Below are 13237 nucleotides of genomic sequence, written 5' to 3'. Positions count from 1 at the left end.
AGACGATGAAGGTCGAAGCCGTCTATCCGATGGCCTACGAAACCTTCGCCGACGTCGCTGAGGACCTTCCCCGCTTCATTGATGAGGTTTACAACACCCGCCGGTTGCACTCAGCACTCGGCTATCTCAGCCCGCAACAGTTCGAGGACCAACACGCCCGGCAGATGGTCAAAACTGCGGCTTGACCCTGTCCGGTCCGAGGGGCGCACTCCAGTTTGGCGATCAAAATGGCACTGATCACCGCTGGCCCATCCTTTGTATTCTCGGCGGCGCGCACAAGATGGCGAGGATGAAGACGCCGAACCACCTCATTGAGGGAAAGCGACGCCTTTGCGAGAACCAAACTTCCCCAGAAGGCTTCATCATCGTCTCGGGCATTCCCGACAGTCCAATCCAAGGCGATCAACTCGGCAGCCGCCGCAGGCGCATCGGATTTAGCCAAAATCTCCAGTTCGGGCGCTCGGCAATGCGGAGATGATTGTCTCAGGCGCTCCAGCAATGCAGTGCGCAGGGCATTGGTCAAATCCACACCCGTGGCAGCCACCAAAAAGAGCGCACTTCGCAATCGATTTCGTTCGAGGCCGCCATGAATAGCTTTCGCCAATGCATCGAGCCCAGTGGCACTCGGAATGCTGAACGTCAGCGCCAAATCACGATAGATAACTTGCGACGGTTCCAAGCTCAGGAGCAGGCTAATCTGCTCGTCGCCGTCCTTTGCCAACAAAAATTGGGCCGCCATCCGCAGACTCGCGCTATCCGGATCGTCTCCAGGTATCGACATAAGCGGCACAAGGTCGGCTGCATCAAGTACCGACATTTCCATGATGATAACAAACATGGCTCTTTCCGGCGACACTTGGCCGGCCGCGACGTGACCCGAAAGTCGGCGCGTAATGGCTGCTCTATCATCGCGCGCTGCCCGGGCCAAAACGGGCATCCAATGCTCTAATGCAAGGGATTCGGAAGTGTGGCCCCTTGATTGATAGATTGCCGTAACGTCGAGATTTCTTGCAAAATCCGTGACCTCGCGAACAAGGCTTTCCGGTAGTCTCATCTTAGGATGGAGTAGCCAGTCCCGCGCATATGACAAGCGAACATGAGGTTTTTCGGTTTGGTCGGCGACCTTCTGAATGGCTTCCTCGACGGTTGCCGGTCTTTCCCATACTGAAATTGTTTTGATTAACTCTTGTCGTTCGTCTCTAAGCCCAGATTTGTCAAAGGCGTCTGCAACGACGGTCATGGCCTGAGGCGTCCCAATTGCCCATCCAAGTGAACCTGCGGCATGCGCCATCAGAATGTCATTGCCCAAGGTGAAAGATTGCGCTTGTGACAACGCTTGATCGACTAGGGCGATCTCGGAGGGTTCGGCACCGCGCAGCAGCGCTGCGATATATTTATCGTCATGGTCTCCGTACCGAACAGACCCGGCTATGGACCAAACCCTTATCAAAGGCATCAGGTCATCACGACTGTGAAAAGCAAGAACGCTAACGGCGTAGCCAAAGGCGTGCGATCCATCAGGCTCTTCGCCATCTGCTATGGTGAGAGTTTCATCGGCCTCCTTGAACGGTTTATTCAAAACCAAGCGATCGCCGAGGCGTTTGCGCAGTCGCTCAAGTCGCTTTTCACGCAAAGCAGACCGGTCGTCTGTTTGCCCCAAGAATGGCCACTCCATTAGACCGATCAAGCCGGCCCAATGACGAGCACGTTCAATCAGTGCTACCCTCAATTCGCTCGCACCAGTGAGGGGTCTAATAATATAAGCAAGGCGTTCGGACGCCTCTGCGTCGCCTGCGAACCAGACGTATTCGGCGACATCCACAAGAGCTGTGTTTATGCGCCGTGAAATAGCAAGAATGTCGTCTTCGTGTTCGTCGGAAAGGTTTGGCCTATCGAGCCAAAGGGCGAATATCGCGGCTTGGGCTGCTCTCCTACCGTCCGCTAATGCGGCGGCCCAACTGGCAACTCGAAGCACTTCACAATCGAATGAGGCCCCGCCCCACGGCTCTATCCAGCTTCGAACTTCACTGACAATCTGTCCAATCGTCCAATCCGCAGGAAGTTCTAGCGCTCGGCGCCAGAGATCCCAGCCAAGTGCAAATGCCGCGAATGACAATGTTAGACGGGTATCTTCCCCGGACCGTTCGGCAAGCCCGCCGTCAACCAGTTCCGTAAGTGTTTGCAAGACGCGCTCTGGATTGTCCGCAAAAGGGTTTGCGTTCCGGACGGCGTGATGTAGGTCAGCCGTCGCTATTCGCGAAGGATTCGGCGATGCCTTATCGATTGCCTTTGCAACTTGCCGGAGTGCTTCCTTGAAATCGGGTTCCGCAAGGATGTCACGGTTTCGTGCCAGGCGGTCTTTCCAGTCCTCCCAATACAAGCGAGCTGGCGTGAACTCGCCCACTTTTTCAAGCTCTTCACGGTATCGGAGTGCTAGGTCGAAAAGTCGCGGACGGCGTAGCAATTCCGTCATTTCATCGGATAAAGAGGATCGGGGAATTTTGTGGTTCTTAAGACCTCGGTCGAGTTCCGCGTCTGCGAAGAGGCCTATACGGATAACCTGCGGTTTCTGGCTCAGTCCAACAAACTCATTGAAATCGTGCTCGAACGCATAGGGACGACACGTAGCAAGAACACGAACGCGCTGGCGATAGGGTTCGTCTTGCAGTCGCGTCAGCAACTCGGTCCAATCGCTCTTTCGTCGTTCGTTGAGACCGTCAAGAAAAAGTGTCACGATAGGGGCTTGGATATCGTCATAACTGAGCAACATCTCGGCTTTCTTGACCCATTCCGCAGGGGAGCGACCCAACATCATGCTGAGCGCGCAACTCATGAGTGTTATGGGGTCTTTCGAAACGGAAACCGCTTTGGTAACCGGAAGCAAGAGGGTCTCAGAGGCATTCTCCAAAAGCCAATGAAGAGCGGAGAGAGTCTTGCCAACTCCTTCGTCGCCGACAAAAAAGCAGGGATTTCCCTTTGTCGCCGCGGCTTTAATGCTTGCGCTGTTAGCATCGACCACATCACGGCGAACGAATTCGGCCCACGGGTCACCCAACCGTCCAGGGGCGGGTCTAGCCCTGAGGCGACGGACCAGTTTCTGCGGTTCCGACATCGTCTCTCGCCACCAGGCATCGACTGCCGCACGCAACGTCGCAAGCGTGAAATCGGGTCCCGAGAGTTTTTGGCGAAGCTCAAGAGCCCGCCCAGAGAAATTTGGCTCCCGTCTAAGGCGGTCGATTGCGGCTTGGGCTTCTGCCGGAAGCCGTAGGGCAGCGGCCTTTGGCGCCATAGCAATCAGTTGGACAAGGTCTGAGCCGCCCGTGGGCGGAGCGTCGAGCGTGAGAAGGCCGATTGCTTTTTCTTCCGCCTCGCGGCGGAGTGCTCGTTCAAGTTGCTCTGGGACAGGCCGACTAGCAGCGAGCACCCAAAGATCAGGTTTCGGCTCACGATGGGTCGCTTCAACGAAGCCACCGAGTACATTGCGCTGATTTAAAGAAGTAGTGTCTCGATAGAGCTTGGCTTCGAAAACCGTTTCAAACGGGCCTCGTGCACTTCCGTCACCCCCGTACTGGCTTCCGCTTCGCGAACAAAAGAAGCGTCTCCCACAGATTTCTGACAGCGCCTCGCCTACAAGATTCTCGAATTCGCTGTCTACTATGCTTTGCATATGCCGAAGCAGAACTTCTTCATCGAGCGGCCTTTTCGTTGCCCCGCGTTTCTTCCGGCTAGCCATTTTCTTCATCTTTCCCGCCAATATTTCGGAATAGATATCTGCATAGCATCTTACAAAGCAAGGCATCCTGTCCGGTCCGAGGGGCGCACTCCACGTTTCGATGACCCGTGTGCCTCCGAAGATCCGCAACTCATGTGGGGCGCGTTCGCAAAGGGAAATGGCGCGCGTCTGCAGTTCCAGATTCACCCTGGTGTGGCAGAACTTCGCCCGATCCACTATGAACGAAGCGGCTCGGTCACCGTCCTACGAGAGATCAACGACGCCCTGGCGGCCGGAGAGCCGCCGTTCAATCCTTGGACCATCTCCAGGATCGGCGCCTTCTATCTGAAGTCCACTGTGGTCATCGAAGACGAGGTCCGCTTGCTCGTTAAGCGTCATCAGGGTGGTGTCGATCTGACTTGCAGTGACGGTGCATTCCGGTATTGGCCAATTCCAATCGGAGAACCAAACCCGGTATGCCAACTAGACTTGGCGGAGGTGCATATAGCACCAGGAGCCGATCGGGCAGCGATCGAAGCTATTTTCAGAACAGCCGGTTTTCTGGAGTCGCCGTCGCTGGACCCTAACTCATTTATTGGCAACGAGGTGGTGGTTGTTCGCACCTTGCTGCCATAGCAGATACGCTCACTTGACCAATCTGCCCGAGCACCCCGACGACGCCGCAAGAACAGCAGTCTCTGATTGACCTCGCCACCGAGCTGTCCAGACTCTACGGATTCGCCCGCCAGATGAACGAGATGGTTGGTCCACCACGATCACTGCGGCTGAGGTCAGGGACAACCGGGCAGGTCGCAGGGGCGGCCAGCTACTAACGCGAGCTCTCAGCTCATCGAATACATCGGCCTGCCCGCACTTGGCGTGCTACCGGTGCCCCTGTTCCGGATGGTCGCACCATACGCCGAAAATCGCTCATCTCCAGCGGGGATCGGATGGCACCGTCATGATCATACCCGCTGGCATGGAGCTGCGCCAAACGCCGGCATCGATCTTGTCGGTCTTAATCCTGGCATGGGCGATCGCCTTCACCTGCATCGGGTTGGCGACAATCACCCGGCCGACATAGGGCGACAGAACCCGCACCACCGCCATGGCGTTGCCCGTGGCCTCGACGACAACCTCATCCGTCCGTCGCAAATTGCGGCCGAACCCTTCCAGTCCCGAGCGGGTCATGTCGAGCCGTTCGTGATGGCGCAGCCGGCCGTCTTCCCAAACCACCACCTCCGCAAAGGTGCGGTGGATGTCCATTCCAATCACACGTCTCATCGGCTCCCTCTCCTCAACAATCGGGAGCCAGCGGGCGACGCGACACCTACGGATCCGCGCTCTCGGCGCAACCGGGCAGGTCGCAGGGGCGGCCAGCTACTAACGCGAGCTCGCAGCTCATCGAATACATCGGCCTGCCTGCACTTGGCGTGCTCCCGGTGCCCCTGTCCCGGATGGTCGCACCATACGCCGAAAATCGCTCATCTCCAGCGGGGATCGGATGGCACCGTCATGATCATACCGGTTACCAACATGCTGGAGCGGCTGAACCAGGAGATCAAGCGGCGCACCCTGGTCGTTCGCATCTTCCCCAACCCGCGGAGCTGTCTGCGGCTGGTTCGGGCATTAGCGGTGGAGATCCACGAGAACTGGCTCGAGGCGACCCGCTACCTCAACATGGATCATCTGCGCGAGCACAAGAAGCAGAGCCTGAGGGCCTTGGCCGCCTGAGCACCGTCATGTGTCCGCCGCTCCGCTAAACACGGGAGCTGCGCGGCGGACACGCCGACGTCACCGCAATGCCACGCCATTTTGCAGAACTTGACGCACACAACTGACTACGAACTACTTGGCCAGGAAGAAGATCGGTTTGAAAGGGAATCTTCCTTCGTCATCTTTGCATCACGGCGATCAGTGTGCTCGAGATTGACCGCTGCAAGCCGGGAGCAAGAGCGGCTGGGCAAACGTTGCAACAGATCCTTCAAGGAAATTCATAGACTCTTAGCAACTCCGGTTCGCTGTGAATGGTAGGCTTATTGCAACGTCTGAGGTCAGTGGGGTCCAAACCGTGCGCCGCTTATTCTTCGACCCGCTGAAGCTAAAGCCAATCGCAAGAAGAGCGCCCATCTTGTTTGTTCGACACAGCCATATCGGCTCAAAACAGTATCTTCACGGCCACCAAGATTGTCCGGTCGCTGGACAACGAACCATATAATTTGGTTCGAAAGCTGCAACATCTGTGGAGAACGCGAAATGACAAATTCAGTAGGACGAGTGCCCCGGCTTTCCATGTGGCTTGGTCCTGACCCATGATGACACTGGTCAGTCGCCTACGCACGGCAGCGCATTTTGATCGCCTTCGAATCCTGGGCCTTTGCGCGCATGCGGACCTAACTGTCTGCGAGCTAGCGGAGATTCTGGGCGTGCGTCGCGAGCGGGTTGTGCGACACGTCCGGCTGCTCGCCAGAGCCGACTTTCTTTACTGAACGAACAACGTCCGTGGTGCTCGTACCATCTCAAAGCACGAGGTAAGGACGGCGGGCTGGTTCAATTGTTGGTTGATCTCCTGCCCCACGGCGATGGCTATCACAAACGAGACCTTCAACGGCTCGAAGCGAAACAAGACGCGCCGTCGAAGGGGATCGCATGCTTGACCGTGAAATAGATCAGTCCAATTGGAGCGCGAAACCACCATGGACAACTCCGCCGACGGCGCCATCGCGCCGCCCGACACTTACGGACGGTCTCGCTTGGCGGCGGTTGATTGCCGCGTTCACGAACTGCTTCTAAGACAGGAGCGGCAGGAGCGGACGACGCTCAAACTGATCGCATCTGAGAACTTTGCCTCCTCGGCCGTGCTGGAAGCGACCGGTTCGATTTTCACGAACAAGTACGCCGAGGGGTACGCCGCTGCGCGCTACTACGCGGGAAACGAGATCGTCGATGAGCTTGAAACCCTCGCCATTGAGCGCTTGAAAACATTATTTGGCAACGAACACGCCAACGTCCAGCCTTATTCCGGCTCGCCGGCCAATCAGGCCGTCTACCGCGCGCTTTTGAGCCCCGGTGACAAGGTCATGGGCTTGCCCCTTCCGGAAGGGGGCCATCTGAGTCATGGTTGGGCCATCAACTTTTCCGGGACTGACTATCAACGCTTCCCTTATGGGCTGCACGAAAAGACGCAGCAAATTGACTATGACCGCGTGGGCGAGACAGCCAAGCGGGAACGGCCGCGGCTCATTTGGGTCCGCGGGACTGCTTATCCGCGTGTCTTTGACTACGCGGCAATTGCAGAAATCGCTCTGGAGGCGAACTCCTATCTCGTGGCCGACATAGCGCACATCAGTGGCCTGATTGTCGCTGGAGCGCATCCGAATCCCGTACCCCATTGCGACGTCGTCAGCAGCACGTCTCACAAGTCGATCCGCGGTCCTTGTGGTGGCTTCATTTTGTTAAGGAATGAAGATCGTTATCAAGCGCTGTATCATTCGAAGGGCAAATACAATCTCGCCAGACGAATAGATCGCGCTGTCTTCCCTCAACTGCAAGGCGGCCCCCATATGAATGTTATCGCGGCGTTAGCTGTCGCTTTGCGGGAAGCCGCGGACCCGTCCTTCCGCAGTTACGGCCGACAGATTGTCAAAAATGCCAAGGCTCTGGCCCAGGCGCTTCTGGACCGAGGTTATGACCTGGTCACCCGGGGCACTGACAATCACATGCTGATCCTTGATCTTCGCGATCCACCACTATCAGGCAAGGCCTATGCCGAGCGGTTAGCGAAGGCAGGCATCGTTACGAACTTTAATATGGTGCCGGGCGAGCCGCGCCATCCTGCGGTCACAAGCGGAATTCGCCTGGGGGCGCCAGCAGTGACATCAATGGGCATGCGCGATGTGGAAACGGTGCAAATTGCTGGCTTCATTGACTCCGTCCTCCGGCGAGCCAGACGACGAAGATCTCCATGCCTGCGTGCGAAGAGACGTTGCCGACTTGTGCGCTGCGTTCGAGGTCCCGGGCATCGCCGACAGATAAGGTGGGCTAAGCAAAATGCCCCATACAACTCCAACACCCGAAGCGAGACATTTCATGGCTAGGCAGTTCGTGTTCTCTTCCGAATCGGTTGGCGCGGGACACCCGGATAAGTTGGCCGACAACATCTCGGATGCCATCCTCGATGCCATCCTCCGCACCGATCCCAAGGCGCGCGTCGCCTGTGAAGCGTTGGTAAAATCAGGGATGGTCGTTCTGGCTGGCGAGATTACCAGCGATGCGCAGGTGGATTATAGCCAAGTTGCGCGCGATACGATTCTCGATATTGGATACGACGATGAGGCCGTCGGCTTTGACGGCCGGCGTTGCTCCGTCATTCATGCACTCACCGAGCAATCGCCCGACATTAGCCAGGGCGTTGACGAGGGACGAGGGCAGGACCTCCAACAGGGAGCGGGAGATCAGGGCCTCATGTTCGGCTACGCATGCCGCGAAACCGATACTCTGATGCCTTTGCCGATCCAGCTCGCTCATCGCTTGACGAAACGACAGGCAGATGTCCGGAAAGCAGGACAGCTTGGCTGGTTGCGTCCTGACATGAAATCCCAAGTCTCAGTGCGCTACGAGGGGTTGCGCCCGGTCGCCCTGGATACCATTGTCGTATCGACCCAACATGACGAGCAGGTCTCGCAAGAGACGGTCCGCGAGGGCGTCATTGAGGAAATCATAAAGCCTGTCCTGCCGACCCATCTGGAGACGGAAGGCATCAGAATTCTGGTCAACCCGACGGGGAGGTTCGTAGTCGGCGGGCCGCGCGGCGACTGCGGTCTCACTGGACGCAAGATCATCGTCGATTCCTATGGTGGGATGGGTCGTCACGGCGGCGGCGCCTTTTCGGGCAAGGACCCGTCCAAGGTTGACCGCTCAGCTGCCTATGCGGCCCGGTATGTCGCCAAGAATATCGTCGCTAGCGGACTTGCGGACGTCTGCGAGGTGCAGCTTGCTTACGCAATCGGCGTGGCAAGTCCGGTTTCTGTCATGGTCAACACGTTCGGAACAGCGAGGGTTGAGGAAAGAAGGATCGAGCGCCTCATTCTTGAGTTGTTCGATCTCAGACCGAAGGGCATTATCAAGATGCTTGATCTCTTACGCCCTATATACCGCAAGACCGCGACCTATGGCCATTTCGGCCGTGAAGAGCCTGATTTCACCTGGGAGAAGACAGACAGGGCCGACGAATTGCGTCGCGAGGCAGGACTTGCCGCCCCGTGAAGGCCGGCGCCGAACGGATTGGCAATCGGAAAGCCCATTCCCACTGGCCAGACCCGCCCGCGGCCGGCATGCCAGAAAGCCGGTGGGTTTTTGGCGGAGACATGAATTGATGCCGGACTATGACGTGCTTTGTATAGGAAATGCCATCGTCGACATCATCGCCCAGTGCGACGAGGCGTTCCTGGAGACGAACGGCATCATCAAGGGCGCGATGAATTTGATCGACACGAGGCGCGCCGAACTGCTCTACAGCCGCATGGGCCCGGCCATCGAAGCCTCGGGCGGCAGCGCCGGCAACACGGCGGCGGGCGTCGCCTCCTTCGGCGGCCGCGCCGCTTTCTTCGGCAAGGTCTCCAACGACGCGCTCGGCGAAATCTACGCGCATGACATCCATGCCCAGGGCGTCGCCTTCGACACCAGGCCGCTTAACGGCGAACCTCCGACAGCGCGCTCGATGATCTTCGTCACGCCCGACGGCGAGCGCTCGATGAACACCTATCTCGGCGCTTGCGTCGAGCTCGGCCCGGAGGACGTCGAGGCCGACAAGGCGTCGGGCGCCGCCGTCACTTATTTCGAGGGCTATCTGTGGGACCCGCCGCGCGCCAAGGAGGCGATCCGGCAGACGGCGAAGCTCGCCCATGCCGCCGGGCGCGAAGTGTCGATGACATTGTCGGACTCGTTCTGCGTCGACCGCTACCGCGACGAGTTCCTCGATCTCATGCGATCCGGCACCGTCGACATCGTCTTTGCCAACAGCCACGAGATCAAGTCGCTCTACCAGACCGCGTCGTTCGACGAGGCGCTGGCCCAGATCCGCAAGGATTGCAAGATCGCCGCCGTCACCCGCTCGGAAAAGGGCTCGGTGATCGTGCGCGGCGACGAGACCGTGACCATCAATGCGACCAGGATCCGCGAGCTGGTCGACACCACCGGCGCCGGCGACCTCTACGCCGCCGGCTTCCTCTACGGCTACACGCAAGGCCGCAGCCTCAAGGATTGCGGCGATCTCGGCTCGCTGGCAGCCGGGCTGGTCATCCAGCAGATCGGCCCAAGGCCACGCCAGAATTTGCGCAGAGAGGCGGAGCAGGCGGGATTGCTGTAGGTGGCGAGCCAAGAACCAGCTGCCCACCCTCCTTAATCCAGCCCGAGCCTTTTCTTCAGTTCCGCATTCTCCTTGCGGAGACGATCGGCAAGCAGGCTCTTTAGCCGCTTGTTTTCTTCCTCGAGCGCGACGAGATCCTTCAGCCCGTCACTGTCCGCCGCCGGCGCCGCCGCCTTCTTCCAAAGATAATATGTCTGTTCCGAGATGCCGGCTTGCTTCACCGCGCTCTTGAGAGTAGCGCCGCCGCCGATCGAGGTCTCGATCTGCGCCAGCTTCTGGGCACGATCCTTCGCGGAGTAGCTCTTTCGGCCTGTTCGCGCTGACGGCGGTGCTTCAGTGGTCGCGGATATCGGCTTGGCGCCCTCCTTGCGGGCAGGCGCGCTCGCCTCAGCTTCTGGCTTCCTCGACCGCCGCGCTCTCGTCTTCGGTTTTGGCGTTTCCGCTTTGTCTGCCGGTTCGCTATGAACTACTGCTGACTCGGTTTCCAGGGGATTGGCCATGAAATGCTCCACTCGAGGTTTGTGCAAAGGTTCAGCATCAAGGGCCACTACAGTAGAGTCAACAAGCTGACGATTTAACGGCTCGACTTCGTTTGTTGTTTCGGCCATCGCCGCGGCGATGTCGAAATTGCCCCAGATGGAACGTGCGGATTTTTCATAATTGCGCTTTTGTTTGACTTCCACGGTGAATGGTCGCGTCTGCCGCCTCATAGTTCCTTCCTGAATAGGAGAATGAAGTCGCCGCTCGAATTTTTGGCGCTTCCTGCTTAGCGCGGAGCATTATCGTATAGCCGCTCAACGGGCAAGTGATGCCGGTCTTCGATGGCTGACCCATCTGGGGAGATTTGAGCGGCTTCGCGCGTCCTGCGCATGCCTGTAAGGCCGCCAAGTTTTCTGGGTTAGCAGGCGCGCACTGTGGCAGCTTGGCTTGTACGGCGAGGCCATGGTTGAGTGAGGCGAAACAAATCCAGCCCCGCGGTCAATCCCGAGGCTTCCCACAATGGCGAAGAGAACATCTTCACTCGTTCCTTTTGAGCACAAGACCTTCCGTTCGCTATGGTCGGCTGCACTCATTTCGAACCTTGGCACCCTAGTGGAAGGTGCGGCGGCAGCTTGGCTGATGACGAGCATCGCAGCAGTAATTTTTGATCGCCCATTCGTGCTGTGTACCAGCCCTGTGTCTTGCGCAAGTGGTCACGAACGGCTGCCGGAGCCTCGAAGACGCCCTAAAAACACATGCTGCGATTTTTGAACACGCTTGACGTGTTAGATTAATTCATCCACAATGCGTGTGTTGAACACGCGAGGTGAGTTATGAACATGAAAGAGCTTAGGGTTCGACTGGGCATGACTCAAAAAGATTTGGCAGAGCAGATGGCAACGACGCAACAGACTGTGGCCCGTTGGGAAACAGGCAAAACGCAGTTGAACGTCGAGCAGATCAAGGACCTTTGTCTCACGTTGAAATGCACGGTCGAGGAGCTGCTGGGCTGGAAGATTGATGTCGAGGAGTGGCGCACGAGCCCGTTTGCAATTGCCGATGCCGAAACGCGATACGGCACGCTCAGAATCAAGACGACTCTTGGCAGCCGCCAATATCCTATCGATGAAAAGGCGCGTGAATCGATTTTACGTCAGTTGAAGGAACTTCATAATCTGCGTAGAAATAACACAAGCAGGCCATGGCTGTATTGTTGGAGCCTTGACAACAAAATACTCTTGATAAATCCGCAATATGTCCGCACCATTGAGCTTATCGGTGACGATGTAGAGGAGATGCCAGAGTATTATCATCCAGAAATCTATCGGGCTTTGGATGACTGGGATAAGGGTGAGGTTTCAGGAAAGCTGAAGAAAGAATGCGATGCCATCATCGCAGAGATGGGTGATCAGGAAGCCGTGCGCATGGCCTCCTATGTTCGCGTCACATATGACGACGGAGAAGATGAGTGGAACTTCTTGGATGAGGAAACCGCTACGACTTTCTTCGGATTGGAAGCTGCGACCTTTGACGTTCCCCAGTGTAGTTTCGCCGAAGTGGAGGAAGAAGGTTACTACCGAGCGCGATACGCCAACCTTGATCGCGTCGCGGTGATGGAGGTTCCAAGCGACCGTTATCACAGATTGACCGCGCCCGAGGAAGCTTAGAACCATCCACGAAGGGCGCATGTTACATCTCGACCTTGCGTGGTGCGTTTTCAGTACGAGATGACGTTAAGCGTAGGTAGTGGCAGGTAAGAGTGCTCGACCAGAAGCTCAACTGCCTCCTCAATATCGCTGCCGATGTGCCGCAGGACACGTCCACGGGAGCGTGGATAGGCGTGAAGTTCCTGCACTCCACGGTCCGCTCTCCCATCGCCGGTGTGTGCCCGACGCCATCTTGTGGACGAGGTTGGCCGCCTGCACCCGGTTGTATTCCGGCTTGCGGTCCGCCTGGGCGGTCCGCCGCGATGGCTATCTCCATGTCAATCGGCGCCGAACTTTGACTGCCCGCTGCTTTTGATGAATTTGGCGAGGTCCCGCGCATAATCACTCTTGGTCTTCTCCTTGAGGCCCTGTGTCGCGAACTTGTGGTCCAGCAGGGCAAACAGGTCCAAGTCCGCTTCCGCCTGTGGCGCTGGCTTGCCCTCACCGCCCTCGGTTTCCCAATTGGGGACCGCTTCTGCGCGCTGCACCGTGGCGATTGTCCGCCCAAGACGCATCACAAGATCGAACGCCAAACCGTGCGCGTGCACGACGATTTGCCGCTCAGGCCTCATTTGGACAGGACTTGAGCTGGCCCGGTGGTTTGAGCCGGGTTACCTTGAGCCGGTGGGCTGCGAACAAGCAGTTCGAGACATTGGCCTCGATCACTTCGCAACACGCCGCTGCGCCTGGCCTCGGTGTGCTCCCCCCGAAATCGTTGTGTCATATCACCGAGGGCATCACGGCCAACAGCTTCCACATGGGCAACAGCCTCGCCATTGAGCCGAATATGGTCGCGAGCAGATCACCAACGAAGCGGTCGGAACCTCGGAGCCGAAGTTCGACGCCGAGGTGGTTCGCATGATGCGCTAAGCAGCACCACGGCGCTTGCCGGTATGTTTGCTGCCGGCAGCCGACGAACTCCTATCCTCCTGGACAACGGCGCCGTGCGTCATTGCTTTGATTTACCGGCCG

Annotated in this window: 10 protein-coding genes and 3 pseudogenes; 9 read left to right on the top strand and 4 right to left on the bottom strand. The window is 57.8% G+C overall.

Annotation, left to right across the window (positions count from 1 at the left end; translation table 11 throughout):
* On the top strand, positions 1-185 hold a 185-nt coding region (locus NKJ91_RS29010), incomplete at its 5' end, for an integrase core domain-containing protein (RefSeq protein WP_352458269.1).
* Here the strand turns inward: NKJ91_RS29010 and NKJ91_RS29005 are convergent.
* Positions 122-3742, bottom strand: a complete 3621-nt coding sequence (locus NKJ91_RS29005; protein WP_352458268.1) for a hypothetical protein — start codon at positions 3740-3742, stop codon at positions 122-124. The two genes, NKJ91_RS29010 and NKJ91_RS29005, sit on opposite strands and share 64 nt — an antisense overlap.
* 123 nt (positions 3743-3865) lie before the next feature.
* On the opposite strand from NKJ91_RS29005, the gene NKJ91_RS29000 reads away from it, so the two are divergent.
* Positions 3866-4348, top strand: a complete 483-nt coding sequence (locus NKJ91_RS29000; RefSeq protein ID WP_352458267.1) for a hypothetical protein — start codon at positions 3866-3868, stop codon at positions 4346-4348.
* Positions 4349-4679: 331 nt separating this feature from the next.
* Here the strand turns inward: NKJ91_RS29000 and NKJ91_RS28995 are convergent.
* Positions 4680-4996 (bottom strand): annotated as a pseudogene (locus NKJ91_RS28995) (IS110 family transposase); the annotation flags it as partial.
* A gap of 246 nt (positions 4997-5242) precedes the next feature.
* On the opposite strand from NKJ91_RS28995, the pseudogene NKJ91_RS28990 reads away from it, so the two are divergent.
* The 5 genes and pseudogenes from NKJ91_RS28990 to NKJ91_RS28970 form a co-directional block, all read left to right on the top strand.
* A pseudogene (locus NKJ91_RS28990) lies at positions 5243-5446 on the top strand (transposase); the annotation flags it as partial.
* A 578-nt stretch (positions 5447-6024) separates the two neighbouring features.
* The gene (locus NKJ91_RS28985) at positions 6025-6201 is read left to right on the top strand and encodes an ArsR family transcriptional regulator (protein ID WP_352458265.1); all 177 of its coding nucleotides are present in this window, start codon (positions 6025-6027) and stop codon (positions 6199-6201) included.
* A 207-nt stretch (positions 6202-6408) separates the two neighbouring features.
* Positions 6409-7747: pseudogene (gene glyA / locus NKJ91_RS28980) on the top strand (serine hydroxymethyltransferase).
* Between the two features lie 54 nt (positions 7748-7801).
* On the top strand, positions 7802-8977 hold the full coding sequence (gene metK / locus NKJ91_RS28975) for a methionine adenosyltransferase (protein ID WP_352458264.1): 1176 nt from the start codon (positions 7802-7804) through the stop codon (positions 8975-8977).
* 109 nt (positions 8978-9086) lie between these two features.
* Positions 9087-10079 (top strand): adenosine kinase, encoded by a 993-nt coding sequence (locus tag NKJ91_RS28970; protein WP_352458263.1) that lies wholly within the window; start codon positions 9087-9089, stop codon positions 10077-10079.
* Positions 10080-10111: 32 nt separating this feature from the next.
* Here NKJ91_RS28970 and NKJ91_RS28965 read toward each other — a convergent pair whose 3' ends face one another.
* Positions 10112-10789 (bottom strand): transposase, encoded by a 678-nt coding sequence (locus tag NKJ91_RS28965; protein WP_352458262.1) that lies wholly within the window; start codon positions 10787-10789, stop codon positions 10112-10114.
* A gap of 289 nt (positions 10790-11078) precedes the next feature.
* On the opposite strand from NKJ91_RS28965, the gene NKJ91_RS28960 reads away from it, so the two are divergent.
* Together NKJ91_RS28960 and NKJ91_RS28955 are read left to right on the top strand one after the other, a co-directional pair.
* Positions 11079-11330: an MFS transporter gene (locus NKJ91_RS28960; RefSeq protein WP_352458261.1), complete on the top strand. Its 252-nt coding sequence runs from the start codon at positions 11079-11081 to the stop codon at positions 11328-11330.
* 62 nt (positions 11331-11392) lie between these two features.
* Positions 11393-12226: a helix-turn-helix transcriptional regulator gene (locus NKJ91_RS28955; RefSeq protein WP_352458260.1), complete on the top strand. Its 834-nt coding sequence runs from the start codon at positions 11393-11395 to the stop codon at positions 12224-12226.
* A 317-nt stretch (positions 12227-12543) separates the two neighbouring features.
* On the opposite strand, the gene NKJ91_RS28950 is transcribed toward NKJ91_RS28955, so the two are convergent.
* The gene (locus NKJ91_RS28950) at positions 12544-12798 is read right to left on the bottom strand and encodes a hypothetical protein (protein ID WP_352458259.1); all 255 of its coding nucleotides are present in this window, start codon (positions 12796-12798) and stop codon (positions 12544-12546) included.
* Positions 12799-13237: the final 439 nt, after the last annotated feature.

This window comes from Mesorhizobium sp. M0040, assembly GCF_040323505.1.
Taxonomy (GTDB): Bacteria; Pseudomonadota; Alphaproteobacteria; order Rhizobiales; family Rhizobiaceae; genus Mesorhizobium.
The sequence above is the reverse complement of the archived record's forward strand: the minus strand, read 5'-3'. Positions and strand labels throughout refer to the sequence as shown.

Bases quoted from the DNA above. Each gene is read 5' to 3' on its own strand.
- NKJ91_RS29005 (WP_352458268.1), bottom strand. From the start codon at position 3,742: ATGAAGAAAATGGCTAGCCGGAAGAAACGCGGGGCAACGAAAAGGCCG.
- NKJ91_RS29000 (WP_352458267.1), top strand. From the start codon at position 3,866: ATGTGGGGCGCGTTCGCAAAGGGAAATGGCGCGCGTCTGCAGTTCCAG.
- NKJ91_RS28985 (WP_352458265.1), top strand. From the start codon at position 6,025: ATGATGACACTGGTCAGTCGCCTACGCACGGCAGCGCATTTTGATCGC.
- metK (WP_352458264.1), top strand. From the start codon at position 7,802: ATGGCTAGGCAGTTCGTGTTCTCTTCCGAATCGGTTGGCGCGGGACAC.
- NKJ91_RS28970 (WP_352458263.1), top strand. From the start codon at position 9,087: ATGCCGGACTATGACGTGCTTTGTATAGGAAATGCCATCGTCGACATC.
- NKJ91_RS28965 (WP_352458262.1), bottom strand. From the start codon at position 10,789: ATGAGGCGGCAGACGCGACCATTCACCGTGGAAGTCAAACAAAAGCGC.
- NKJ91_RS28960 (WP_352458261.1), top strand. From the start codon at position 11,079: ATGGCGAAGAGAACATCTTCACTCGTTCCTTTTGAGCACAAGACCTTC.
- NKJ91_RS28955 (WP_352458260.1), top strand. From the start codon at position 11,393: ATGAACATGAAAGAGCTTAGGGTTCGACTGGGCATGACTCAAAAAGAT.